Here is a 23,460-nt window from a genome sequence, read left to right as displayed (position 1 = left end):
GGAACGGTCGCGGGGAGGAAAGGGTGCGCGCTCGCCAACCCAAGCAACTGCTGTTGTCGCTTCTCGGCGAGTTCGTGCTCGACCGCGTCGACGAGCCGGTTCGGGCGAGCGTGCTCCTCGATGTGCTCGAGGGGGCGGCCGTTGCGCCACCCGCGACCCGGGCCACGTTGGATCGCATGGCACGCCGCGGTCTGCTCGAGCGCGTCAAGGTCGGCCGCGAGATCGCGTTCTGTCTGCTCGAGGACACGCGTGAGGTGCTGCGGGAAGCGGCGGAGCGCGTGCACGCGACGAGACCGTTCGACCCGCAGGGCACCGGGTGGACGCTCGTGACCTTCTCGTTGCCCGAGGGTCAGCGCTCGGATCGATATCGGCTGCGTGCGACCCTGGCCTGGGAGGGCTTCGCCCCGCTTCGGGACGGCCTCTGGCTCGCACCCGGAGAGGTCGACTTGGTGGCCGCCCTCGAACCGTTGCGCGACGTTTTGCCCGCGAACGCCGTGACGGCATTCCGGGCGGAGGACCTGCCGGCGTACCCGGTTTCGCAGTCCGTCCGAGAGGCCTGGGACATCGCTGCGATTCGTGCCGAGCACGAGCGGTTCCTCGAGACGTGGTCCGAGCCCGGAGCGCGTGATGGTGCGGGGGCGGCGCTCCCCGCTCTCGTCTGTCTCGTGACCGACTGGATCGTGTTGCTGCGCACCGATCCCCGGCTGCCCGCAGAGTTCATGGGTCCCGCGTGGCCCGCCGAGCGCACGGTCCGGGCGTATCGGGCGCGCCGCGCCGAGCTGGCGCCCGCGGCGCAACGCGAGTTCGAGGCCATGATCGGTCGTTCCCTCTCGCCGTCCGAGCTGACCGGCTGAGCGCCGGCAGTCGGGACGAGCGTGCGTTCAGCCGCCGAAGCGCTGCCTGAGGTCGGGCTTTCGCACCTTGCCGGAGGCGGTGCGGGGCAGCTCGTCGACGACGACGACGTTCTTCGGGATCTTGTAGCGCGCGATCTTCCCGTCGAGGCTCTCGCGCACGAATGCGACGTCGAGTTCGGCTCCGTCACGCATCGTGACGACCGCCCATGGCACTTCGCCCCAGCGTTCGTCGGGCACGCCGATCACGGCGACTCCCGATACCCCGGGCAGGTCGCTGATCAGGTTCTCGACCTCGGCCGGATAGATGTTCTCGCCCCCCGAGATGATCATGTCCTTCAGGCGGTCGGCGATGTAGAGGTAACCGTCGGCGTCGAGGTATCCCAGATCGCCCGAGCGGAACCATCCATCGCTCGTGAACGCCTCGGCGGTCGCCTCGGGATTGCCGTGGTAACCGAGGAAGACATTGGGGCCGGAGATTTCGATCTCACCGACCGTGCCACGCGGCACCATCGCGCCGTTCTCATCCGCGATCCGGACGTCGGTGAAGAAGTGGGGCAGGCCGACGCTGCCCTGCTTCTCGCGCGTCATCGCGGGCGACAGCGAGGTCGCACCGGGCGAGGTCTCGGTCATGCCATACCCCTGCGAGAACGACAGACCGCGTTGTTCATAGGCGTTCAGGATGCGGGTCGGCACCGCGGAACCGCCGCACGTGAGCTTGGCGAGCGTCGAGAGGTCGGTGGCATCCCAATCCGGGTGATCGGCCAGCAGTTGGTAGGTCGTGGGTACACCGCTCAGCATCGTCACGCCGTGCTCGGCGATGAGACGGAGAACGCGACCCGCGTCGAAGCCCTTCTCCAGGACGATTGTCCCGCCCTTCATGAGCACGGGGAGGGCCCCCATGCCGAGCGACGCGACGTGGAAGAGCGGCGAGATGAGCAGGTTCACGTCGGATGAGACGACGTCGTAGTCGACGATGCAGTTGAGCGATACCCAGGTGAGGTTGCCGTGCGACAGGACGGCTCCCTTCGGTTTGCCCGTCGTGCCCGAGGTGTAGATGATCGCGGCGGGGTCATCAAGCGTCACCGCCGTGTCGGCATGCCCACCCGATGCGTGATGTAACAGGGTGCTCAGACCCGGTGACGCGCCCTCGCCCTCGCCGGTCATGATCACGTGCACCACATTCGCCGCCTCGACGCCCGGTGCGACGCGCTCGGCGAACTCGGGATCGTGGATGAGCACCCGCGCCGCCGAGTCCGTCAGCATGTACGCGAACTCGGGCGCGGCGAGCCGTGTGTTGAGCGGCACGAAGATCGCACCGAGCTGGGCGGCACCGAAGAGCACCCGCATGAAGTCCGGGCTGTTCTCGCCCAGGTACGCCACGGTGTCGCCCTTGCGGATGCCGCGATGCCAGAGCAGCGCCGACACGCGATCCGCGTCGTCCGCGAGCTCGCGATAGGTGAGGCGCTCGCCCTCACCGTGAATCAGCGCCACCGTGTCGGGGCTCTTCAGGCGGCGCGTGGACATCCACGCGCCCAGTCCGTGGTTGTGCATCGTTGAACGACGGAGGGATCAGGCGTAGAAGCGCTGCAGGCTGCGTGCCACGACAGCGGGCTTGGTGCCACCCTCGATCTCGATGGTGGCGTCGACCGTCATCTGGATGCCGCCGCCGGCCTCGCTGACCTCGGCCACGGTAGCGGTCAGGCGGATGCGCGAACCCGCGGGAACCGGTGAGACGAAGCGGACCTTGTCGAGTCCGTAGTTGACCTTCGTCGTGGCTCCCTGCACGTCGAGAAGGTCGACCCAGAGCGGGATGAACAGGGCCAGGGTGAGGAATCCGTGGGCGATAGGTGCACCGAAGGGACCTTCTTTGGCGCGCTCGGGGTCGACGTGGATCCACTGGTGGTCATCGGTGGCGTCGGCGAACGTGTTGATGCGCTCCTGCGTGACGTCGAACCAGTCGGAGTACCCGAGGTTCTGTCCGACGAGGGTCTGCAGGTCGGCGAAGGCGACGGTCGTGGTCATGGTGTTCTCTCTTTCGCGATGGCGGATAGACCGCGGATCAGGTGAATGCGGCCTCGCCCGTGAGGGCGCGACCGACGATGAGGGCGTTGATCTCGTGCGTGCCCTCGTACGAATAGACGGCCTCGGCGTCGGCGAAGAACCGAGCGGCGTCGTGCTCGAGAAGGATGCCGTTCCCCCCGAGCACCTCGCGCGCGAGGGCGACCGTCTCGCGGGCCAGCAGGGCCGTCTGCATCTTCGCCAGGGCCGAGTTCTCGTCGACGAAGTCGCCCTCGTCCTGACGGATCGAGAGCCGCGTGACGAGCGTCAGTGAGGCGGTGAGGTTGCCGAGCATCCGGGCGAGCTTCTCTTGGATGAGTTGGAACCCGCCGATCGGGCGCCCGAACTGCTCGCGTTCGCGGACGTAGCGGACGGCGGCCTCGAGGGCACCGGCCTGCAGTCCGGCTGCGATCCAGGAGACGTCCGAACGCATCACCCGGAGGATCCGTGCGACGTCGCGCCACGAGTCGACCCGCTGCAGCCGCGACGACTCGGCGACCCGCACGCCGTCGAACGTGATCGTGTAGTTCTGCATCGGGCGGAGTGACACCTTGCCCTCGATGCGGGTCAGGGTGACCCCCGGCGCATCGCGGGGGACGAGGAAGGCCTTGACGTGTCCGTCGGCGACGTCGCGTGCGAAGACCGCGAGCAGATCTGCGTCGCCCGCGCCTCCGATCCACCGTTTGGCGCCGTCGATGACCCAGTCCTCGCCGTCGCGCCGGGCCGCTGTCGCGAGTCCGCCCGCGATGTCGGAACCGTGGCCGGGCTCGGTCAGCGCGAACGTCCCGCGAACGTCGAACGAGGCGATCCGGGCGTCGAGCGCGGCGACCTGTTGCGGCGACCCGCCGAACGCGACGGTCGAGCGGAAGAGCCCCGACTGGGCGTTGTAGAGCGTCGCGACCGAGACATCCGTGCGCGCGAGCACGAAGTTGCGGAATCCGGAGAACAGGGACGAGTCGGCCTCTTCGGGTTCGACGCCCTCGGGATGCATGAGGTCGAGCGGGATGAGCGCGTCCAGGATCGCCGCGGGCATCGTTGCGGTCTCCCACGCGTTCGCGAGAAGCGGTCGGACCTCACGGTCGAGCACGTCGCCGAGCCGGGCGAGCGTGCCACGCGCGGCCTCGCTCAGGTGGGATTCGGCGAGCCCGAGCGGGTCGAAGCCGAACGGCTCGGTGCTGCGGAGGGTTACGAGACTCATCAGCCGAGCCCCAGAAGGCGCACCGCGTTCTCCTTCATGATGCCGGGCATGACCTCGGGCTTGAGCGGGGTCTGTTCGACATCGCGCATCCATCGATCCGGCGTCAGCAGCGGGAAGTCGGAGCCGAAGAGGACGCGGTTCTTCAAATAGGAGTTCGCGGCGCGGACGAGCTCGGCGGGGAAGTACTTCGGGCTCCACCCCGACAGATCGATCCACGTGTTGTGTTTGTGCGTGGCTACCGAAAGAGCCTCGTCCTGCCAGGGGACGGAGGGGTGCGCCATGATGATCTGCAGTTCGGGGAACTCGGCCGCGACCGTGTCGAGCAGCATCGGGTTCGACAGGGCGAGCCGGAATCCGCGACCGCCGGGCATGCCCGCGCCGATCCCGGTCTGCCCCGTGTGGAACAGCGCAACGACACCGGCATCCTGCAGCGCGCCGTAAAGCGGGAACCACGCGGTGTCGCTCGGGTCGAACCCCTGCACCGTGGGGTGGAACTTGAACCCTCGCACCCCGTACTCCTCCACGAGGTACCGCACCCGGTCGACCGCGGCCGCGCCCTTGTTCGGGTCGACGGAGCCGAAAGGGATGAGCACATCGTTGTTGCGAGCGGCGCCGTCGGCGACCTCTTCGGTGAGGATCGGGGGATGATCCAGGGCCGTCTCGGAGTCGACCGAGAACACGACGGCCGCCATGTTCCGCTCCCGGTAGTAGCTCGCGACCGAGTCGAGGTCGGGGCGACCGATCTCGGCGCTGAAGTACTTCGCGGCGGCTTCGGCGAGGTCGGGGGGCAGCGAGCCGTGACCGTGCTCGCCGATCTCGATGTGCACGTGCATGTCGATCGCCTGGATCGCCTCGATGTCGAGTGCGGGTTCGTAGCGGGTCATGTGCGGTGGTGCTCGATTCGGCTGGGCGGATATGACGTGTCCGGATGCGGCGGGCTCTGCGCGGAGCGACGTTGCGACGTCGTGGTCAGGGCTGCGCGGGCCGCTGGAACTCGTCGGGAAGGGGCGGGAAGGTCTCGCCGACGCTCTGGCCGTGCTCGGCGATCAACGCGGGGAACTTGGCGGCGAGATCGTCCGCCGACCAGCCACCGTCGTGGTACGCCGTCGCGACGGCCTCGGGGTGCGACCAGATCTGCACACGGTCGCCGCCGATGCCGATGACCTGACCGGTGATGTCGGCCGAGGCATCCGAGGCGAGATAAGAGATCAGACCCGCGACATCGTCGGAAGTGCCGAAGCCGAGATCGTGACGGAAGAAGGCGGGCATCGGCTCACCGGCGCGATCGGCCTCGACGGCCGCGGCGAAGTACGGGACGGTTGCCGTCATGCCGGTCGCGGCGACGGGAACGACGGCGTTCGCCGTGATGCCCGCGCGCTTCAGCTCGAGGGCCCAGGTGCGGACCATGCCGACGATGCCGGCCTTGGCAGCCGCGTAGTTCGTCTGGCCGAAGGTACCGCGCTGTCCGGTGGGCGATCCGATGCAGATGATGCGACCGCCCTCGGCCTGCTCGCGCATGCGGATCGCGGCCTCGCGAACGCAGGTGAACGTGCCCCGCAGGTGGACGCCGATGACGGTGTCGAAGTCGTCGTCACTCATCTTCCAGAGCACGGTGTCGCGCAGGACGCCCGCGTTGGTGACCAGGATGTCGAGACGCCCGAATTTCTCGATCGCCGTGTCGACGAGGCGCTTGGCGGTCTCGGTCGGACCGACGGGTGCCACGACGGCGACGGCTGTTCCGCCTGCCGCTTCGATGGCCGCGACCGCGTCGGCGGCGATCTGCTCATCGACATCATTGACGACGACCGATGCGCCCTGTCGGGCGAGTTCGGTGGCGTAGGCCAGTCCGAGGCCGCGCCCCGATCCGGTCACAATGGCTACTTTGCCTTCCAGCGACATGGATGACTCCTTCGTATCTCTGCGTCCATTAGAGACCCGACAGTTGAGATTGTCAATTATTGAATGCGACCACCTTTGCTAGGATCGCTCCCATGAGCGCCGAGCAGCCCGCCGTGACCCGGAAGGGAAGGCTCAGCGCTGCCCTCGGGGATGACCTGAGCTTTCTGCTAGCCCGTGCGAACGCCTACTCGCTCGCGGCGGGCAACGCCGCGCTCGCAACGATCGGGTTGCGTGCTCGCTCCTACTCGGTTCTCGCCCTGGCCGCCGACGGCTCACGTCCCTCTCAGCGTGATCTGGCCGATTTTCTGCGGCTCGATCCCAGCCAGGTCGTGGCGCTCGTCGACGACCTGCAAACGCGCGGGCTCGTTGCCCGAGAAGCCGATCCGGCCGACCGGCGGACGAACGTGGTCGTCACGACCGCCGCGGGGAGAGCGCTGTACGAGCAGGCCCGGGTGCAGGCCCGGCGCGCCGAAGAGCAGGTCTTCGCACGTCTCTCGCCAAGCGAGCGCGAGCGGCTGGCGATCCTGCTGCAGCTCGTCGCCTTCCCCGACTGACGCCTTGCGGTGGGCTTCCCGTCACGGAGGGTGATCCATAGTGCCGCCGTGCGCGTACCGTGGAGGGGTGAAGATCACCGGCTCGTCGGACTGGCGCGAAGAACTCCCCTTCGACGTTCCCGTGCTCGTCGCGGACGTCGTGCCCGGCGATCCGACGCGGTGCTCGGAGTGCGGGATCGACTCGGCTCCGCACGAGCGCGACGCGCTCTGGGCGGTCAGGCGGCGGAACCCGAAGAGCCATGCGGGCGTCGTCCGGTTTCACTGCGCGGCGCATCTGCCGCCACCGCCGGCCCCCGTCGAGTCGGAGGAAGTCGTCCGCCTGCGCCGCACCGCTGCGCGCGCCGTGAGAGCCGCCGCACCCCGGCGCCCCACCGTGCCCGAACGAGTCGCGCCGGTGTGCCCCACGTGTTTCGTGGAAGTGCCGCCGACCGGGGTGTGCGGCATGTGCGGCGAACGCGTCGCCTGACGGTTGGTCTGGTCAGCCCAGCGGCTGCCGGTGCTCGAGGACGAATCTGGGCCGTCCGGCGAAGACGCCCGTCACCGACTGTGCGACGAGCACGAGTATGAGGAGCGCAAGCGAGAAGTTCCAGCCGCCGAGCCCCGCGTGCAGCCAGCCGAACAGCACGGGCCCCGCGGCGGCGATCAGATAGCCGACGGACTGCGCCATACCCGAGAGGGCGGCGGATGCGTCCGACGTGCGAGCGCGCTGGGCCATCAGGGTCAGGGCCATGCTGAGTGAAGCGCCCGACGACAGCCCCGCGATCAGGACCCACACGACGATGCCCTCCGGCGCGAGCATCAGGCCGGCGATCCCCGCGATCCCGACGATCGGAATCGCCGCAGGTACGTATCGCTCGGCGGGCCCGCGGAGCAGGAGCGGCACGATGATCGAGCCGACGATGGTCGTGAGCTGGTAGATCATCACGTCGAATCCGGCGACGACCTCGGATCGCCCGATCGACGTCGAGATCGCGGCCAACCAGGTCAGCATCATGTAGAAGGTCGCCGCCTGAAAGCCCATATACGCCGCGACCTGCCAGGCCAGAGCATCGCGCCAGATTCCTGTGCGGGAGCGTGCTGTGACGGGGCGGGCCAGGTGCACCGCGTGGTGGCCGCGCGTGGCCCACGCCCAGACGCCGATGGCGGGAATCAGCAGGCCGGCACCCGTGACCAGCAGTGCGATGCGCCATCCGGACTGTTCGTCGCCGAGGAACGACAGGGGTACGGCGACTCCCGACGAGATGGCGCCGACGCCCCCGAGCAATCCGGTGTACGCCGCCATCACGACCGGCACGCGCGTCGAGAAGTCCCGCTTGATCACCGCGGGCATCAGCACGTTGGCGATCGCGAGGGCGAGGCCGATCAGCACGGTCCCGATCCACAGGCTGACGGTCGGACCGGGCAGCGAGCGCACGATCGTGCCGGCGAGCAACACGAGCAGCGAGCCCAGCACGACCCGGGACATCCCGAACCGAAGGCTGAGCGCGAGGGCGAACGGGGACACCGCGGCCCACGCGACGAGCGGTACGGCCGCGATCAGGCCGAGCGTGCCGACCGAGAGTCCGGTGTCCGTGCCGATCTGATCGAGCAGGGGCCCGACGGCCGTGATGCTCAGGCGCATGTTCGCAGCGACCAGGCAGACGGCAACGAGCAGAGCCGCTCCCGCGCCGCGTGAACTGACGCTTCGCATCCCCGTCGTGTCCGGACCCGCGGAGCCGGATGCCGTCGAGCTCGTCATCCCCGACGCATCCGTGCGTGATTCGTCGTCGGAGCCCATGATCACCGGACTCTAGCCGAACTGTGGCGGCATCCGGGTGTCCGCTCCCGATCGTTGAGCGAGCGCAGCGAGTCGAACCGACGTCCGCTCAGTGGCCGGCGGAAGCGAGTGGCCACCCCGTGTACGCCTCTGCCAGGTACGTCCGTCCGGCCTCGGACTCCACAACGCTTCGCAGCTCGCCGACCTGGCGCAGACGGTCGAAGTCCGAGGCATCCGGTGCGACGTGCAGCATGCTCGTCATCCACCACGAGAAGTGCTGCGCCTTCCAGATGCGCTGCAGTGCCGTTTCGGCGTAGCCGTCGATCAAGCGTTCGTCGTTCTCGAGTAGCAGCGCCCGGAGGGCACGTTCGAGAAGGAGCACGTCGGCCACGGCCAGGTTCATGCCCTTTGCGCCCGTCGGCGGCACCGTGTGGGCGGCATCGCCCACGAGGGCGACGCGGCCCGCGCGCAGTTCATGTGCCACGAAACTCCGGAAGCGCAGGACGTCGCGTTGGAAGATCGGTCCCTGCTGCAGGGTCGTGCCGGGCACGCGGATCTGCAGTTGTTCCCAGATCTCCTCTTCGCTCAGTGCTTCGGGATCGGCTTCGGGGTCGCACTGGAAGTACATGCGCTGCACGGTGGCGCTGCGCTGGCTGATCAGCGCGAATCCTTCGGCGGAGTTGCTGTAGATGAGTTCTTCCGAGCTCGGCGGCGCCTCGCAGAGGATGCCGAACCAGGCGAAGGGGTACTCGCGGAAGTATCCGCCGGTCGACGAGCCCGTGACGGCCGCGCGAGCGACGCTGCGGGAGCCGTCGGCGCCGACCACGAACTCGGCGTCGATCTCGAAGGCCTTGCCCTCGGCATCCTCGGCGAACACTCGCGGGCGATCGGTATTGGCACCCTCGACGCGGAGCGCCGTGACGCCGAAACGCAGGTCCTGGCCGCCCGCCAGGCGAGCCGCGATCAGATCCTTCAGCACTTCGTGCTGGGGGTAGAGCCAGACGTTCCGGCCGGTCAGGCTGGGGAAGTCGATGCGGTGCCCCTGGCCCTCGAAGCGCAGTTCGATGCCGTCGTGGCGGTGCCCGACGGTCAGAACGCGGTCTGAGGCGCCCGACGAGGTGAGCACGTCGACGGTGCCGTGCTCGAGGATGCCGGCACGGATCGTGCTCTCGATCTCGTCGCGCGTGCGCTGGTCGATCACGACCGACTCGATGCCCGCCGCAGCGAGGAGGTGGGAGAGGAGCAGACCCGCGGGTCCCGCTCCGACGATCGCGACCCGGGTGCGGACGGTCTCGGTCATGGTGGCGTCTCCTTCGACGTGGTGTTCCCCTCAGCATCCCGCCCCCCTGACCATCGCGCACGTGCCTTCCCATTGAATGGGCACCGCTGGCTTTCCGGACACGCTCCCCTGGCACTTGTTGCGATCTCGAGGCGCCGCACGTCGCATCTACTGCCGGGGGAGCGGGTCGGGGGTGAGGTCTCAGCGCGGCTCGGCGGACAGGGCCGCGGAGATGCCCGCCGAGGCGCGGCGGAGCTCGTCGAGCGGTCCGGCCGTCGGGGCATCACGGGGGAGAACCATCGACAGGGCCGCGATGACCGCGCCCCCGGCATCCCGGATCGGCACCGCGATGCCCGTCGAGACGCTCTCGATCGACCCGGGCGCGACGACGTAGCCCACGCGCCGGATGTCGTCGAGCACACGCGCGAGCACGGTCCGATCCGTGATGGTCTCGGTCGAGACGGCCACGAGCGGACCGCCGAGAACCCGCCGGCGCAGGTCCTCGGGTCCGTAGGCCAGCAGCACGAGGCCGGACGACGAGGCGTGCAGGGGCAGTCGCCCGGCGATGCGCGTGATGTTGGCACCGGCCTCGGGGTGCGAGAGGCGCTCGACGAACAGAGCCTCGTCCTGTTCGAGCACCGCGAGTTGAGTGTGCTCGCGCACGCGTGCCTGCACCGTCGTCATGAACGGAAGCGCCGCTTGGCGCAATCGCAGCGCGCTCGATCCGCGCAGCGCGAGCTCCCACAGCCGCATGCCGAGGCGGACACGGTGCTCGTCGTCGCGCTCGAGCAGACCGGCGCGCACCAGCTCGTCGACAATGCGATGCGCCGTGGACGACGGCAACCCCGAACGGCGGCCGATCTGCGCCGCGGTCTGGACCGTGCGGTCGCCGCTGAAGGTATCGAGCACGCGCACGATCCGCTCCGCCATCGTGTCGCCCGTCGGCGAGTTCGCCATCCGCCCAAGATAGCCTCGGTGACGGAGGGGGAGCGACGATGCGCAGCGACGACACGATGCGGAGGGATGAGGGCGCCGACGGCGTTCTCGAGCGTGCCCTCGACGTGCTGCAGTGCTTCTCGGATGACGAGCCGGCCCTCTCGGCGGCGGTCATCGCCGAACGAACGGGCCTCGCGACCTCCACCCTGCATCGCTTGCTGACGCGCTTGACGGCGCTCGGCCTGCTCGCTCGTGCCCCGGGTCATCGCTACACGATCGGGGTGCGCCTCTGGGAGCTCGGCGAACTGTCGCCGCTCTCGGTGCGCCTGCGTGAGACCGCTCTTCCGCTCATGGTGCGGCTCTATGAGGCGACGGCCGAGAACGTCCACCTCGCGGTGCTGGATGCGCCGACCCCCGAGCATGCGACGGCGCTCTACGTGGGTCGGGTGACGGGCCAGACGTCCATTCCCACGCTCAGTCGCATGGGCGGGCGGCACCCGCTCCACACGACCGGGGTCGGCAAGGCGTTGCTGGCTACGCGCGACGAGGACTGGCTTGCGGAGTACTTCTCGACGCCGCTCGTCCGCGAGACGACGCACTCGATCACGACGGAAGAGGTGCTGCGCACCGAACTGGCGATTGCGCGTCGGCGGGGATACGCAACCACGCGTGAAGAGATGACGCTGGGCAACATCTCGGTCGCGGCGCCGCTCGGCAAGGTCGCGGGACTCCCCCCGGCGGCCATCGGGATGGTGGTCCGCATGGAACGGGCTGACGAGCGGCGGCTGGCGGCGCTCGTGACGCAGGCCGCGGCGGATCTGACGAGAATCCTACGCGACGAGCATCCCACTCAGTGAGAATCGGACCCGGACGCGGGGGGTGCGCCTGTCACCCTTTCGATAGGTCTTTGTCGAAGGAGACACCATGACAGACACATCCCCGCAGGCCGCGGCACCCGAGTCGTTGCTCGCCTCGCCGGACATGCCCTCGCAGCGCGAGATCAACGCCGAGATCGCCGAGATCCACGCTGATCACGCGGCCCGTGAAGCTCGCGGTGAGGCGCCCGCACCCACGACGCTGTACGACTTCGCGCCGTACCGCTCGAGCGTGCTGCGCCACCCCACCAAGAACCCGCGCCTGGTCGACCCCGAGACGATCGAGCTGTGGTCGCCGGCGTTCGGCCAGCGCGACGTCGCGGCGATCGAGACCGACCTGACGCTGCAGCACACGGGCGAGCCCCTCGGTGAGCGCATCACGGTGTCGGGCCGCGTGCTCGACAGCTGGGGTCGCCCCCTCGCGAACCAGCTCGTCGAGATCTGGCAGGCGAACTCGGCCGGGCGATACATCCACCAGCGCGACCAGCATCCAGCACCGTTGGATCCGAACTTCACGGGCGCCGGCCGCACGATCACAAACGACTTGGGCGAGTACTTTTTCACCACGATCAAGCCCGGTCCGTACCCGTGGAAGAACCACGTCAACGCGTGGCGTCCGGCGCACATCCACTTCTCGCTGTTCGGCACGGGCTTCACGCAGCGCATCATCACGCAGATGTACTTCCCGGGCGACCCGCTCTTCGCGCTCGACCCGATCTACAACACCATCCGCGATCAGAAGGCCCGCGATCGCCTCGTCGGCGTCTACGACCACGACCTCACGGTGCCCGAGTTCTCGATGGGTTATACGTGGGACATCGTCGTCGACGGCCCGTCCGCGACCTGGTTCGAGCCCGAGGGAGAGCACTGATGACCACCGAAACGCGCCTGGAGCCCACCCCCGGCCAGACCATCGGGCCTTTCTTCGCCTTCGGCCTCAACTACCCGAAGATGCACGAAGTCGCGTTCCCCCACTCGCCGGGGGCCATCGTGCTCGGTGGCACGGTTTATGACGGGTCGGGCGCACCGATCCCCGACGCGATCGTCGAGATCTGGGGAGCCGACAGCGACGGCACCGTCTCGCGCGAGCGGGGCGCACGCCGTCGCGATGACCACTCCTTCACGGGCTTCGGCCGCGCGGCGACGACCGACGACGGCCATTACGAGTTCTGGACCCGCAACCCCGGCGTGGTCGACGGCAAGGCGCCGTTCTTCGCGGTCGTCGTGTTCGCGCGCGGGCTGCCGAACAAGCTGCACACGCGCATCTACCTGCCCGAGGACGAGGCGCTCCTGGCCGCCGACCCGTTGCTGGCCGACCTCTCGGCGGACGAGCGCGCTACGCTCGTGGCAACGCGTACGCCCGACGGCTACCTGCGGCACGACATCCGGCTGCAGGGCGAGAAGGAGACCGTCTTCCTTGCCTTCTGATGCAACCCCCGATCGATCCGGCGCGCGCGAGTCGTCGCCCGCGTTCGATGTGGGGTTGCTCTCGCCCGTGAGTGTCGGACACGACGCTCTTGTCGCGGATCAGGCGGTTCTCGACGCACTTGTGGCGGTCGAGGTTGCCCTCGCCCGGGCGTATGGGTCGCTGGGTGTCGCGCCGGCCGCGGCTGTCGACGACATCTCGACCGCACTCGGTTGGCAGGGCAATGGACGCGGATGCCTCGGGCACCGGGTCGATGCTGTCGTCCTGGCGGCGGCATCGGTCTCGGGCGGCAACCCCGTCATCCCGCTCGTGGCCGAGCTCAAGGCGCGGGTGCCCGAGTCCGCCCGGCGCTGGGTGCATCGCGGGGCGACGAGCCAAGACATCCTGGATTCGGCTCTGATGCTCGTGTCGTACCGCGCGGGTCGTGCGATCCTTGCGCACCTGCGGAGCGTCGAGGTCGAGCTCGCGACGTTCGCTCGCACGCATGCCGAGGATGTCGGGGCTGCGCGCACGCTCACGCAACATGCCGTGCCGACCACCGTGGGTTTGCGCGCCGCCGTGTGGTTGCGCGGCGTGCGCAGGGCAACCGACCGGCTCGAGGCGGCGGTGACGCAACTGCCCGCTCAGCTCGGCGGCGCCGGCGGCACGCTCGCCGCGATCGTCGAGATCGCCGGAGCGGATGTGGCGGCTCGGCTGTCCTCGCCTTTCGCGGGAGCGCTGGGCCTCGCGGTACCGGATGCTCCGTGGCACACCAACAGGTGGCCCGTCACCGAACTGGGCGACGCGCTCGTGCAGGCGATCGACGCGGTCGGCAAGATCGCCACCGACATCGCCATGCTGTCGCGCACCGAGATCGGTGAACTCGCCGAGGGTGCGGCCGGTGGGTCGTCCGCGATGCCGCAGAAGCGCAACCCCTCGGGCTCCGTGCTGATTCGCTCGGCCGCGTTGCGTGCACCTCAGCTCGGCGCCACGCTGCATCTGGCCGCGGCGCTCGCGGCGGACGAGCGTCCGGATGGCTCATGGCACGCCGAATGGCCGACGCTGCGTGAACTGCTGCGGCTGGCGCTCGGGGTCGCGGCGACCTCGGCTCGTGTCGTGGCAGGACTGTCCGTCGACAGCGCGGCGGTCGCCCGCAACCTCGCGCAGACCGGCGCGCTCATCGTCAGCGAGCGCCTCTCGCTTGTGCTCGTGCCCCTCGTCGGGCGCGAGCGCTTCGATCACCTGGTGGCCGAAGCATCCGAGGGAGCAGACCTCGCCGACCTCGTGCGGGCGCTGCCCGAAGCGGCCGACCTCGACGTCGACGCGCTCGTCGACCCCGGCCGATACCTCGGCCTCGCCGATGCGTACCTCGATGGCGCGTTGCGCGAGCGTGGCCCCCATGGCGAAACCCCGGAGGTTCTCTCATGACCGTTCCGCGTATTGCGGTGACCGCACCGGCCGGCCCGGAAGGCGCGCCGTTTGTTGTGCTCGGACCGTCACTCGGCACCTCGACGATCCTCTGGGAGGACGTCGTGCCCGCGCTGGCCGCCGATTACCGCGTCGTTGCGTGGGATCTGCCGGGGCACGGAGCGTCGCCCGTTGCCGACGAGCCGTTCACTGTCGGCGAGCTGGCCGACGCGGTGGCCGAGCACATCCGTGAATGGGGCGGCCGGGCTCTGTATGCGGGGGTGTCACTCGGCGGTGCCGTCGGACTCGAGCTGTGTCTTCGGCATCCCGAGCTCGTGGACCGCGCCGCGATCGTCGCGTCGGGTGCACAGCTCGGCGACCCCGCCGCCTGGCATGAGCGTGCCGCGCAGGCGCGCACCCAGTCGACGTCGAGTCTGATCGTCGGTTCCGCGCAGCGCTGGTTCGCCCCGGACTCCATCGCGCGGCGCCCCGAGCTGACGGGCCGGCTGCTGCATGCCCTTCAGGACGCCGACGACGACAGCTACGCCCGTTGCTGCGAGGCGCTCGCCGCGTACGACGTGCGCGGGCGGATCGCCGAGATCGGCCTGCCCGTGCTCGCGGCGTGGGGCGAGCATGATGCCGTCGCGCCCGAGGCGAAGGCGCTGGAGATCGCGGAAGGAGTCCGCGACGGTCGCGCTGTCCGCATCGACGGGGCCGCGCATCTGCCCCCCGCCGAACAGCGCGAGGCGACCGCCCGGCTGCTGCAGGAGTTCTTCGAAGGGACGAGCCGATGACCAGACCCGCGGGCGAAGGCCTGAGCGACGAAGAACGCTACGACCAGGGCATGGTCGTGCGTCGTGCTGTTCTGTCGGACGAGCACGTCGACCGTTCGATCGCGAACACGACCGACCTGACGGCGGACTTCCAGGACTTCATCACCCGGGTCGCCTGGGGGGATGTCTGGTCGCGTCCGGGACTGCAGCGGCGCGAGCGCTCGATCGCGGTGCTCACGTCGCTCATCGCGCTCGGACATCACGAAGAGCTCGCGATGCACCTGCGCGCCGCTCTCCGGAATGGGCTGACGGTCGACGAGATCCGCGAGGTCATCCTGCAGTCCGCGATCTATGCCGGGGTTCCCGCCGCGAACACGGCGTTCCGCATCGCCGGTGAGGTCTTCGCCGAGGCCTGACCCGCCCGGGTCGCGGTGCCCGCGGCATCCGTCCGTCGCGTCCCATTCGCGCTACTCCGCTGTCGCAGATCGACCTTTATCGACCCCGCGAGCATCGATGTGCGACAGCGGAGCGGTTCAGGGAGGGATGGCGCGGACGCCGGAGCAGCAGTAGAGTGAACGTATAGCGAACGTGCGTTCGCACAGCGAACATGTGCAAGGAGGCGGCATGATCGACAAGACCGTACCGACCGTCGCAGAGGCGGTCGGAGACATCCCGGATGGCGCGACGATCATGATCGGCGGCTTCGGCCGCGCGGGGCAGCCCGTCGAGCTGATCGGCGCGCTGATCGCCCACGGCGCCAAGAACCTGACGATCGTCAACAACAACGCCGGCAACGGTGACACGGGGCTCGCGGCGCTGTTGGCCAACAAGCAGGTGCGGAAGATCATCTGCTCGTTCCCGAGGCAGAGCGACTCGTGGGTCTTCGACGGTCTGTATCGCGCCGGCGAGATCGAGCTCGAGCTGGTGCCGCAGGGCAACCTCGCGGAGCGCATCCGAGCCGCCGGAGCCGGCATCGGCGCGTTCTTCTCGCCCACGGGCGTCGGCACGGAGCTGGCCGCAGGCAAGGAAGAGCGCGAGATCGACGGACGTCGCTACGTGCTCGAATACCCCATCAAGGCGGACTTCGCGCTGATCAGCGCGCTGCGCGCGGATCGCTGGGGAAACCTGGTCTACCGCGAAACTGCTCGCAACTTCGGACCGATCATGGCGGCCGCCGCGACAACGACCGTCGCGCAGGTCGACGAGGTCGTGCCGCTCGGCACCCTCGATCCCGAGACCGTTGTCACGCCCGGCATCTTCACCGATCGCGTCGTGGCCGTCGGCGAGCGCCGATGGGTCCGAGACGGTGAGTTCGTCGGAGGGGTCGACATCGAAGGTCAACCGCTCGAAGAGAAGGAGGATGCCGCATGAGCACCCGCATCACCCGCGACGAGCTCGCGAAGCGCATCGCCGACGACATCCCCGAGGGCGCCTATGTGAACCTCGGTATCGGTGCTCCGACGCTGGTCGCCAACTTCCTGCCTGATGACCTCGAGATCATCCTGCACACCGAGAACGGATTGCTCGGCATGGGCCCCGCACCGGAGCCGGGGCGCATCGATCCCGACCTGATCAACGCCGGCAAGCAGCCCGTCACGGCGCTCGCGGGTGCCGCCTACTTCCATCACGCCGATTCGTTCGGCATGATGCGCGGCGGCCACCTCGACGTGTGCGTCCTCGGGGCTTTCCAGGTCAGCCAGAACGGCGACCTCGCCAACTGGTCGACGGGCGCACCCGGGGCGATTCCCGCGGTCGGTGGCGCGATGGACCTGGCGATCGGGGCCAAGGACGTCTACGTGATGACCGACCTGCTCACCAAGCAGGGCGACTCCAAGCTCGTCGAGGCGTGCACGTACCCGCTGACCGGCGTGGGGTGCGTGAGCCGCGTCTACACCGATCACGCCATCTTCGACGTCACGCCCGACGGCTTCGCCGTCCGCGAGGCGTTCGGCGACAACACCCTCGAGTCCCTCGCCGAGCTGACCGGCCTCAACCTCGTTCGTTGAGCGAGCGAGACGAAACGCAAGGAGAATCAGCATGACCGCCACGTATGTGTACGACGCCGTCCGCACCCCGTTCGGCCGGGCCGGCGGGGCCCTGTCCGGCATTCGTCCCGATGATCTCGCCGCCGTTGTCATGAAGGCCGCCGCCGAGCGGACGGGCCTTGATCCTGCCCGCATCGACGACGTCATCTTCGGCGACGCCAACCAGGCGGGGGAGGACAACCGCAACGTTGCTCGTTTCGGCGCGCTGCTCGCGGGGTTCCCGTCCAGTGTTTCCGGGGTGACGGTCAACCGCCTGTGCGGTTCGGCCGTCGAGGCCGTGATTCAGGGATCTCGCGCCATCGAGTCGGGGGACGCCGAGATCATCCTCGCCGGCGGAGTCGAGTCGATGAGCCGCGCGCCCTTCGTCGTCGAGAAGTCGCCGAAGCCGTGGCCGGCCGTCGGCAACCAGACGATGTGGAACACCTCGATCGGGTGGCGTATGACCAACCCGGCGCTCCGCGAAGACTGGACGATCAGCAACGGCGCTTCGGCCGAGAAGCTCGCCGAGCTCTACGACATCTCGCGCGAAGCTCAGGATGCGTTCACCCTCCGCAGTCACCAGCTGGCAGCCGCGGCCTGGGACGCCGGCGCCTACGCCGGTGAGATCGTTCAGGTGCCCGGCGCCGAGCTCGCCCGCGACGAGGGCATCCGCGCCGACACATCGCTCGAAAAGCTGGCCGGCTTGCGCCCGCTCTTCGCGAAGAACGGTTCGGTGACGGCCGGCAACGCATCCTCGATCAACGACGGAGCTTCTGCCGTTCTGCTCGGTTCCGAGGGCGCACTCGACATCGACCCGCTCGCGCGCATCACCGGGCGCGGCGTGTTCGGCAATGACCCCGACGTGTTCGGTATCGCGCCCGTCGAGGCGGCGAACCGCGCGCTCGCCCGTGCTGGTCGCACCTGGGCGGACGTCGACTTCGTGGAGCTCAATGAGGCATTCGCCTCGCAGTCTCTCGCGTGCCTGAAGCTCTGGCCCGAGCTCGACCCCGACAAGCTCAACATCCACGGGGGCGCGATCGCGATCGGCCACCCCCTCGGCGCATCGGGCGGCCGCATCATCGGCCACGCGGCGCACGAGCTGAAGCGGCGCGGAGGTGGAGTCGCGGTCGCGGCGATCTGCATCGGCGTCGGTCAGGGCCTCGCCGTCGTCCTCGAGCGGTAGACGCATGGACGAGGGCGAAGCGGATGCCTCGGCATCCGGCACGTTCGTGCAGTCGTTCGCTCGCGGGCTCGGGGTGATCCGCGCGTTCGATGCGGAGCACCCGGAACTCTCGCTCAGTGAAGTCGCCCGTCGTGCCGAGCTCACCCGCGCCGCGGCCCGGAGGTTTCTGCTCACGCTCGAGACGCTCGGCTACGTCCGCAGTGACGGTCGGTCGTTCGCCCTGACGCCGCGCGTGCTGGAGCTCGGCTTCAGCTACCTCTCGGCGCTGTCGCTTCCCGAGGTCGTGCAGCCGCACCTCGAGCGGCTCTCGCGTGAGGTCGACGAGAGCGTCTCGGCGGGCGTTCTGGACGGCACCGACATCGTCTACGTCGCCCGAGTACCGACGCGGCGGATCATGAGCGTCCGCATCACGATCGGCACGCGCTTCCCGGCCTACGCGACGAGCATCGGCCGGGCTCTCCTCGCCGGATTGCCGGATGCCGCGGTGGACGCTGTGCTCGAGGCGTCCGATCTGCGGGCCTTCACGGATCACACGTTGGCCGACCGCGGGTCCATCAGGTACGAGCTCGTGCGCGTGCGCGAGCAGGGCTGGGCGTTCGTCGACGGTGAGCTCGAGTCGGGGCTCCGCTCGATCGCCGTGCCACTGCACGATCGGGACGGCGCGGTGACCGCGGCTATCAACGTCTCGTCGAGCACGACCCGCGACAGTGCGGAGCACCAGATCGAGCGCTACGTTCCCGCGCTGCTGCGCACGGGTGCGGCGATCGACGCCGAGCTACGCCTCGTCTGACGCGCGCGCGGGCGGGTCAGCGCACGCCCTTCATCAGCTTCAGCACGGGCCGGACCGCCAGGACCATCCCGAGCCCGACCACGATGGCGATCGCACCCAGGATGGCGAAGTAGGGCGCCTCGTTGTTCACGTCGAAGAACTGCGTGAGCCATCCCGAGATCGCGGTACCGAGCGCGACCGACAGGAAGAACAGCGCCACCATCTGCGTGTGGAACATCTCGGGCGCGAGTTTCGTGCTGACCGAGAGCCCGATCGGCGAGAGCAGCAGCTCGGCGACGGTGAACACGAACAGGATGCCGACGATCGCGAGCAGCGGTGTGGAGTTCGCGCCCCCGCCCGAGAAGGGCAGGAAGAGCAGGAAGGCGACGCCCATGATCGCGACGCCGAGGGCGAACTTGACCGGAGTGGAGGGCTGGCGGCGTCCGAGCTTCAACCAGAGGGCCGAGAAGACGCCCGACAGGATGATGATGAAGACGGGGTTGATCGACTGGACCCACGAGACCGGCATCTCCCAACCGAACAGGTTGCGATTGAGCTTCTCGTCCGAGTAGATCGTCAGGATGGTGAACTGCTGCTGGTACAGCGACCAGAAAGCCACGCTCGTGATCCACAGGGGGATGAACCCCACGACCCGCGAACGCTCGGTGGCCGTGATGCGCTTGCTGGACATGATGACGACGAAGTAGGCGATCGTCGCGACGAGCGTCACGACGATGACGACGAGCGACAGGTTGTCGACCCGCACCACTCCGACCAGCACGGCGACGGCGACGAGGGCGATCCCGGCGAGTGCCGCGCCGATCACGAGCGCCCGACGCGCGCGGGGGAGGGGGTTCGGCACCCGTCGCGCCTCGTCGGGCAGCTGCTTACGGCCGAAGGAATACTGGATCAGGCCGAACGCCATGCCCACGGCCGCGAGACCGAAGCCCCAGTGGAAACCGAGGGTGGTCTGCAGCAGTCCGGTGAGCAGCGGACCGAGGAACGCGCCGAGGTTGATGCCGAGGTAGAAGAGCGAGAAGCCCGAATCCCGGCGGGGGTCGTCGGCCGCGTAGAGCGTGCCGACGACGGAGGTCGCGTTCGCCTTCAGCCCGCCCGACCCGACGGCGACCAGCACGAGGCCCACCGCGACACCGGTGACACCGGGCAGCAGGGCGAGCGCGATGTGCCCGGCCATGATGACGATTGCGCTGTAGAACAGCACGCGCTCCGAGCCGAGCAGGCGGTCCGCGATCCATGCGCCGAGGATCGTGGAGAGGTACACCGCGCCGCCATAGGCCCCGACGATCCCGGCGGCGATCGGCTGCGGGATGGCCAGGCCGCCCTCGGCGACCGAGTAGTACAGGTAGATCAGCAGGATTCCCTGCATGCCGTAGAAGCTGAAGCGCTCCCACATCTCGACGCCGAAGATGTGCGCGAGTTCCCAGGGCTGTCCGAAGAATCGGGTGTCGCGGCTGCCCGTCTGACGGGTGACGGATGCTTCGCCGGTCTGCGTCGACCCGGAGCCGTGTTCGTCGGTCATGGGCGCCAGATTAGTAGCCCTCGTCCCCGGCGGGTCGATCGCCGCGCTCGCTGGCGATGAGCGCGGAGGTCAGCGTCCGTCGGGGATGGACGCGTGGTCGACGGGCGGCCCGTGGCGGGGGATCAGGAGCGACAGCACGAGCGCGATCACCGCGGCGCCGCCGGCGAGCAGGAAACTCGTCTGGAACGCCGCGGCCGTGGGAACCGCGACGCCCTCGTACGGCTGGGACATCGCCGCGAGCACGGCGCCGAGCACCGCGGCCGCTGTGCTCGTTCCCACCGAACGGAAAAGGGCGTTCAGGCCGTTCGATGCGCCGGTCTCGTTCGCGGGCACGGCGCGCATGATCAGCATCGGCATCCCGGCGAATCCGAGTCCGATGCCCACCCCGACGAGAATGTTGGCGAACAGGATGTGCCAGACCTCGCTCGAGAAGAAATACACGAACGCGTAGGCGATGACGAGTGCGATGGCGCCACCGGTCAGCAGGGCGCGCGGCCCGATCGTCCGCTCCAGTCGCCCGGCGAGGGGCGAGATCAACATCATCACGAGACCCGCGGGCATGACCACGAGGGCGGCGCCGATCAGCGAGAGCCCCAGGCCGGCGCCCGATCCGACGGGCAGTTCGAGCAGCTGCGGAAAGATGATGTTCGATCCGAAGAGTGCGAAGCCCATGCCGATCGAGGCGAGGTTGGTCAACAAGACGGGGCGACGGGCGGCCACTCGCAGATCCAGGAGTGGCTCGGCGGCGCGCAGCTGGTACCAGCCCCACACGAGCAGCACGACGATACCGCCGAGCCCGCACCCGAGAGTCGGGGCACTCGTCCAGCCCCACTCGCTCCCCCGCGAGATGGCGAGCAGGATGCCGGTGAGGCCGACGGCGAGTCCGAGGGCCCCGATGTAGTCGAAGCGGCCGGGGGTGCGCAGCACGCTCACCGGAACGATCCAGACGACCAGCACCAACACGATCGCGCCGAGCGCGGCGGCGACCCAGAAGAGCACGTGCCAGTCGGTCCGCTCGGTCACGAGGGCGCTGAGCGGCAGCCCGAGTGCTCCGCCGACGCCCATGGTCGCGCTGATCAGGGCGACGGATGTGCCGAGCCGGTCGCGGTGGACGACATCGCGCAGGATCGAGATGCCGAGCGGCACGACTCCCGTCACGGCGCCCTGCAGCGCGCGCCCGATGATGACCCCGACGATGTTGCTTGACAGGCCCGCGATCACCGAGCCGAGGATCAGGCACGCCAGGAGCGCGATGATGATCCGCCGTTTGCCGTACATGTCGCCCAGGCGTCCGGCGATCGGGGTGATCACCGCCGCGGTCAGCAACGTCGCGGTGACGACCCACGCGGTGTCCTCGCGGGACGCGTCGAGCAACTCGGGGAGCTTGGCCTGGATGGGCACGACGAGCGTGTACATGAACGACGCGCAGAGCCCGGCGAGGGCCAGAACGGCGACGATGGCGCCCTGCGGGGGGATACGTGTCAGGCGATTTCTGTCGCCTGCTTCACGTGAACCCACCGACTCAGGCTATCGGCGGGTCGGCGGGGTGCGGGGCGCCAGTGCCCACTGAGAGGGATTGGGCGCGCGCATCGTGGTCACAGAACCGCGCCTGTGCGCTCATACAACGTCGCGCAGACCCGCTTCGATCATGTCGAGCCACCCGCCCACGTTCGCGCGCGCCTCGGGAGTATCGGGGTAGCGGCAGCGCAGATGCAGGCCGTCGTCGTTGACGATGAACCAGATCATGACGCCGTCCGTCTCGATGACGGCAGAGACGTACTGGATCCCCAGTGCCCCCTCGACGGGAGGCAGGCGCCGGGTGTCGAGCCAGGAGATCGCGAACATGCCGGGCCCCGCAGGCATACCGCCGTACGGCGCGAATATGGGTGCGAGCGGATACGAGCCGAGCGCGAGCGCGTCTTTGACGGCGGCGGCGGATGCGATGGGGTCGGTCGCGGCGAACTGGATGACGGAGTTGGTGATGAACCAGCCGACCGAGTCATGCCAGCGCGGCTCGTTTCGGCTGTGCACCGGAAAAACGGCGCGGAGCGGGGCGCCGCTCACGCGTGCCGTCGTCTCGGCGAGAACCGAGAGCGCAAGCGCGGTCATGCGGACGCCCCGGTCGGTTGCCCGTGCCTCGAAAACTCGGGTTTCTTCGGCGGAGAGGACGTCGCGCACCTCGACCACCTCGCGGCGCGGGCACGAGAGATCGCCGAGGGGAAGGGGGAAGGCGGGCATGGCGCCGTCCTCGATTGCCAGGATGTCGCTCCAGCGCTGTCGGACATCTGCCGGAGCCGGAGGCATCCGTTCGAGGACGTCGGAATGTTCGGCGAAGGATGCCGCGGGCACGGGTTCGGCGCCCGGATGGCCCGACAGGCGGGTCACCATGTCGCGCACGAGCACGAGCAGCGACCACATGTCGACGTGGGCGTGGTCCGAGCCGATCACCGCCGTGGGACGGGGGTCGAGCGGGTCGGGGGCGTCGGGAATCACGACGCACACCCGGTGCGAGGGTCGCTCGAACGGCGAACACGCGGCATCGAACACATCGCGCAGCGCATCGCGGGTGAGTTCGTCGTCGCCGACCGGATGCCGCAGCCACTCGCCGCCCTCGATGTCGACCTCGTGCAGCGCGAGCTCGCCCGCGTCGTTATACGAGAAGGCGCTTCGGAGGGTCCCGTGTCGGGCGATAACCGCCATCCACGCCGCCGCCACATCGTCGAGCGTTGCCCCGACCGGGAGGCGGAAGGCGACCGCCATCCACGAGCCCGGGCGGGTGCCCTCGCCGACGTGCCGACGCTGGTCGAACGAGATCGGCAGCCGCTTGCCGGGTCGCTCGCTCGCGCGCGTCGCGAAGCTCTGCAGGGTGCCCCGGGGCAGGGACATCTGGGCGACATTCGTCAGGCGCATGGCGCCGTAGTCTAGGTGCGCGGGTCAGAATCGGGTGGCG

The 23,460-nt window shown here is 69.1% G+C and carries 24 protein-coding genes; 13 read left to right on the top strand and 11 right to left on the bottom strand.

Features of this window, described 5'->3' with window-relative positions; translation table 11 throughout:
• Positions 1-23: 23 nt before the first annotated feature.
• Positions 24-854, top strand: coding sequence for a PaaX family transcriptional regulator C-terminal domain-containing protein (locus MIC448_RS09260; protein ID WP_051513496.1), 831 nt, complete (start codon positions 24-26; stop codon positions 852-854).
• A gap of 27 nt (positions 855-881) precedes the next feature.
• Here MIC448_RS09260 and menE read toward each other — a convergent pair whose 3' ends face one another.
• From menE to MIC448_RS09235, 5 genes are all read right to left on the bottom strand, one after another.
• Positions 882-2,405, bottom strand: a complete 1,524-nt coding sequence (gene menE, locus MIC448_RS09255) for an o-succinylbenzoate--CoA ligase (RefSeq protein WP_036298623.1) — start codon at positions 2,403-2,405, stop codon at positions 882-884.
• 18 nt (positions 2,406-2,423) lie between these two features.
• On the bottom strand, positions 2,424-2,876 hold the full coding sequence (locus MIC448_RS09250) for a MaoC family dehydratase (protein ID WP_036298621.1): 453 nt from the start codon (positions 2,874-2,876) through the stop codon (positions 2,424-2,426).
• 37 nt (positions 2,877-2,913) lie between these two features.
• A complete protein-coding gene (locus MIC448_RS09245; protein ID WP_036298619.1) occupies positions 2,914-4,110 on the bottom strand; it encodes an acyl-CoA dehydrogenase family protein in 1,197 nt (398 codons plus the stop codon).
• Positions 4,110-4,994, bottom strand: coding sequence for an amidohydrolase family protein (locus tag MIC448_RS09240; protein WP_036298616.1), 885 nt, complete (start codon positions 4,992-4,994; stop codon positions 4,110-4,112). The genes MIC448_RS09245 and MIC448_RS09240 overlap by 1 nt, the downstream gene beginning before the upstream one ends.
• An 85-nt stretch (positions 4,995-5,079) precedes the next feature.
• Entirely contained in the window at positions 5,080-6,009 is a 930-nt protein-coding gene (locus tag MIC448_RS09235) for an SDR family NAD(P)-dependent oxidoreductase (RefSeq protein ID WP_036298615.1), read from the bottom strand.
• Positions 6,010-6,101: 92 nt separating this feature from the next.
• Between MIC448_RS09235 and MIC448_RS09230 the strand changes: the two genes are divergently transcribed.
• Both MIC448_RS09230 and MIC448_RS09225 read left to right on the top strand, forming a co-directional pair.
• Complete coding sequence (locus MIC448_RS09230; RefSeq protein WP_081766310.1) at positions 6,102-6,563, top strand: MarR family winged helix-turn-helix transcriptional regulator; 462 nt, start codon at positions 6,102-6,104, stop codon at positions 6,561-6,563.
• Positions 6,564-6,630: 67 nt separating this feature from the next.
• Positions 6,631-7,029, top strand: a complete 399-nt coding sequence (locus MIC448_RS09225) for a hypothetical protein (protein WP_036298613.1) — start codon at positions 6,631-6,633, stop codon at positions 7,027-7,029.
• Positions 7,030-7,041: 12 nt separating this feature from the next.
• On the opposite strand, the gene MIC448_RS09220 is transcribed toward MIC448_RS09225, so the two are convergent.
• From MIC448_RS09220 to MIC448_RS09210, 3 genes are all read right to left on the bottom strand, one after another.
• Complete coding sequence (locus MIC448_RS09220; protein WP_243419941.1) at positions 7,042-8,340, bottom strand: MFS transporter; 1,299 nt, start codon at positions 8,338-8,340, stop codon at positions 7,042-7,044.
• 88 nt (positions 8,341-8,428) lie between these two features.
• The gene (locus MIC448_RS09215; protein ID WP_036298610.1) at positions 8,429-9,619 is read right to left on the bottom strand and encodes a 4-hydroxybenzoate 3-monooxygenase; all 1,191 of its coding nucleotides are present in this window, start codon (positions 9,617-9,619) and stop codon (positions 8,429-8,431) included.
• A 180-nt stretch (positions 9,620-9,799) separates the two neighbouring features.
• The gene (locus MIC448_RS09210) at positions 9,800-10,555 is read right to left on the bottom strand and encodes an IclR family transcriptional regulator (RefSeq protein ID WP_036298607.1); all 756 of its coding nucleotides are present in this window, start codon (positions 10,553-10,555) and stop codon (positions 9,800-9,802) included.
• Between the two features lie 38 nt (positions 10,556-10,593).
• Between MIC448_RS09210 and MIC448_RS09205 the strand changes: the two genes are divergently transcribed.
• The 10 genes from MIC448_RS09205 (at position 10,594) to MIC448_RS09160 (ending at position 18,991) form a co-directional block, all read left to right on the top strand.
• Positions 10,594-11,391: an IclR family transcriptional regulator gene (locus MIC448_RS09205; protein WP_232711718.1), complete on the top strand. Its 798-nt coding sequence runs from the start codon at positions 10,594-10,596 to the stop codon at positions 11,389-11,391.
• A gap of 67 nt (positions 11,392-11,458) precedes the next feature.
• On the top strand, positions 11,459-12,280 hold the full coding sequence (pcaH, locus tag MIC448_RS09200; RefSeq protein ID WP_036298603.1) for a protocatechuate 3,4-dioxygenase subunit beta: 822 nt from the start codon (positions 11,459-11,461) through the stop codon (positions 12,278-12,280).
• Entirely contained in the window at positions 12,280-12,837 is a 558-nt protein-coding gene (pcaG, locus tag MIC448_RS09195) for a protocatechuate 3,4-dioxygenase subunit alpha (RefSeq protein WP_036298602.1), read from the top strand. The genes pcaH and pcaG overlap by 1 nt, the downstream gene beginning before the upstream one ends.
• Positions 12,827-14,242 carry a lyase family protein gene (locus tag MIC448_RS09190; protein WP_051513494.1) on the top strand — a complete coding sequence of 472 codons (1,416 nt, stop codon included), beginning with the start codon at positions 12,827-12,829 and terminating at the stop codon, positions 14,240-14,242. The genes pcaG and MIC448_RS09190 overlap by 11 nt, the downstream gene beginning before the upstream one ends.
• A complete protein-coding gene (locus MIC448_RS09185) occupies positions 14,239-15,015 on the top strand; it encodes an alpha/beta fold hydrolase (RefSeq protein ID WP_036298600.1) in 777 nt (258 codons plus the stop codon). The genes MIC448_RS09190 and MIC448_RS09185 overlap by 4 nt, the downstream gene beginning before the upstream one ends.
• Positions 15,012-15,410, top strand: a complete 399-nt coding sequence (gene pcaC, locus MIC448_RS09180; protein ID WP_036298598.1) for a 4-carboxymuconolactone decarboxylase — start codon at positions 15,012-15,014, stop codon at positions 15,408-15,410. Before MIC448_RS09185 ends, pcaC begins: the two co-directional genes overlap by 4 nt.
• Before the next feature lie 208 nt (positions 15,411-15,618).
• The gene (locus MIC448_RS09175) at positions 15,619-16,365 is read left to right on the top strand and encodes a 3-oxoacid CoA-transferase subunit A (protein ID WP_036298595.1); all 747 of its coding nucleotides are present in this window, start codon (positions 15,619-15,621) and stop codon (positions 16,363-16,365) included.
• On the top strand, positions 16,362-17,000 hold the full coding sequence (locus MIC448_RS09170) for a 3-oxoacid CoA-transferase subunit B (RefSeq protein ID WP_036298592.1): 639 nt from the start codon (positions 16,362-16,364) through the stop codon (positions 16,998-17,000). The genes MIC448_RS09175 and MIC448_RS09170 overlap by 4 nt, the downstream gene beginning before the upstream one ends.
• Positions 17,001-17,031: 31 nt before the next feature.
• Complete coding sequence (locus MIC448_RS09165) at positions 17,032-18,201, top strand: thiolase family protein (RefSeq protein WP_036298590.1); 1,170 nt, start codon at positions 17,032-17,034, stop codon at positions 18,199-18,201.
• A gap of 4 nt (positions 18,202-18,205) precedes the next feature.
• On the top strand, positions 18,206-18,991 hold the full coding sequence (locus MIC448_RS09160) for an IclR family transcriptional regulator C-terminal domain-containing protein (protein ID WP_051513493.1): 786 nt from the start codon (positions 18,206-18,208) through the stop codon (positions 18,989-18,991).
• A 16-nt stretch (positions 18,992-19,007) separates the two neighbouring features.
• Here the strand turns inward: MIC448_RS09160 and MIC448_RS09155 are convergent, their stop codons facing one another.
• From MIC448_RS09155 to MIC448_RS09145, 3 genes are all read right to left on the bottom strand, one after another.
• Positions 19,008-20,510, bottom strand: coding sequence for a peptide MFS transporter (locus MIC448_RS09155; protein ID WP_051513492.1), 1,503 nt, complete (start codon positions 20,508-20,510; stop codon positions 19,008-19,010).
• 69 nt (positions 20,511-20,579) lie between these two features.
• Entirely contained in the window at positions 20,580-21,986 is a 1,407-nt protein-coding gene (locus tag MIC448_RS09150; protein ID WP_036298668.1) for an MFS transporter, read from the bottom strand.
• A gap of 141 nt (positions 21,987-22,127) precedes the next feature.
• Positions 22,128-23,420 carry a peptide synthetase gene (locus MIC448_RS09145; RefSeq protein ID WP_036298663.1) on the bottom strand — a complete coding sequence of 431 codons (1,293 nt, stop codon included), beginning with the start codon at positions 23,418-23,420 and terminating at the stop codon, positions 22,128-22,130.
• Between the last annotated feature and the right edge of the window lie 40 nt (positions 23,421-23,460).

The organism is Microbacterium sp. C448 (genome assembly GCF_000582705.2).
Classification (GTDB): Bacteria; Actinomycetota; Actinomycetes; order Actinomycetales; family Microbacteriaceae; genus Microbacterium; species Microbacterium lacus_A.
The sequence above is the reverse complement of the archived record's forward strand: the minus strand, read 5'-3'. Positions and strand labels throughout refer to the sequence as shown.

What these genes read in the sequence shown, in the direction of transcription:
- menE (WP_036298623.1), bottom strand. Translation starts at nt 2,405, where the DNA reads ATGCACAACCACGGACTGGGCGCGTGGATGTCCACGCGCCGCCTGAAG.
- MIC448_RS09250 (WP_036298621.1), bottom strand. Translation starts at nt 2,876, where the DNA reads ATGACCACGACCGTCGCCTTCGCCGACCTGCAGACCCTCGTCGGACAG.
- MIC448_RS09245 (WP_036298619.1), bottom strand. Translation starts at nt 4,110, where the DNA reads ATGAGTCTCGTAACCCTCCGCAGCACCGAGCCGTTCGGCTTCGACCCG.
- MIC448_RS09240 (WP_036298616.1), bottom strand. Translation starts at nt 4,994, where the DNA reads ATGACCCGCTACGAACCCGCACTCGACATCGAGGCGATCCAGGCGATC.
- MIC448_RS09235 (WP_036298615.1), bottom strand. Translation starts at nt 6,009, where the DNA reads ATGTCGCTGGAAGGCAAAGTAGCCATTGTGACCGGATCGGGGCGCGGC.
- MIC448_RS09230 (WP_081766310.1), top strand. Translation starts at nt 6,102, where the DNA reads ATGAGCGCCGAGCAGCCCGCCGTGACCCGGAAGGGAAGGCTCAGCGCT.
- MIC448_RS09220 (WP_243419941.1), bottom strand. Translation starts at nt 8,340, where the DNA reads ATGGGCTCCGACGACGAATCACGCACGGATGCGTCGGGGATGACGAGC.
- MIC448_RS09215 (WP_036298610.1), bottom strand. Translation starts at nt 9,619, where the DNA reads ATGACCGAGACCGTCCGCACCCGGGTCGCGATCGTCGGAGCGGGACCC.
- MIC448_RS09210 (WP_036298607.1), bottom strand. Translation starts at nt 10,555, where the DNA reads ATGGCGAACTCGCCGACGGGCGACACGATGGCGGAGCGGATCGTGCGC.
- MIC448_RS09205 (WP_232711718.1), top strand. Translation starts at nt 10,594, where the DNA reads ATGCGCAGCGACGACACGATGCGGAGGGATGAGGGCGCCGACGGCGTT.
- pcaH (WP_036298603.1), top strand. Translation starts at nt 11,459, where the DNA reads ATGACAGACACATCCCCGCAGGCCGCGGCACCCGAGTCGTTGCTCGCC.
- pcaG (WP_036298602.1), top strand. Translation starts at nt 12,280, where the DNA reads ATGACCACCGAAACGCGCCTGGAGCCCACCCCCGGCCAGACCATCGGG.
- MIC448_RS09185 (WP_036298600.1), top strand. Translation starts at nt 14,239, where the DNA reads ATGACCGTTCCGCGTATTGCGGTGACCGCACCGGCCGGCCCGGAAGGC.
- pcaC (WP_036298598.1), top strand. Translation starts at nt 15,012, where the DNA reads ATGACCAGACCCGCGGGCGAAGGCCTGAGCGACGAAGAACGCTACGAC.
- MIC448_RS09175 (WP_036298595.1), top strand. Translation starts at nt 15,619, where the DNA reads ATGATCGACAAGACCGTACCGACCGTCGCAGAGGCGGTCGGAGACATC.
- MIC448_RS09170 (WP_036298592.1), top strand. Translation starts at nt 16,362, where the DNA reads ATGAGCACCCGCATCACCCGCGACGAGCTCGCGAAGCGCATCGCCGAC.
- MIC448_RS09165 (WP_036298590.1), top strand. Translation starts at nt 17,032, where the DNA reads ATGACCGCCACGTATGTGTACGACGCCGTCCGCACCCCGTTCGGCCGG.
- MIC448_RS09160 (WP_051513493.1), top strand. Translation starts at nt 18,206, where the DNA reads ATGGACGAGGGCGAAGCGGATGCCTCGGCATCCGGCACGTTCGTGCAG.
- MIC448_RS09155 (WP_051513492.1), bottom strand. Translation starts at nt 20,510, where the DNA reads ATGACCGACGAACACGGCTCCGGGTCGACGCAGACCGGCGAAGCATCC.
- MIC448_RS09145 (WP_036298663.1), bottom strand. Translation starts at nt 23,420, where the DNA reads ATGCGCCTGACGAATGTCGCCCAGATGTCCCTGCCCCGGGGCACCCTG.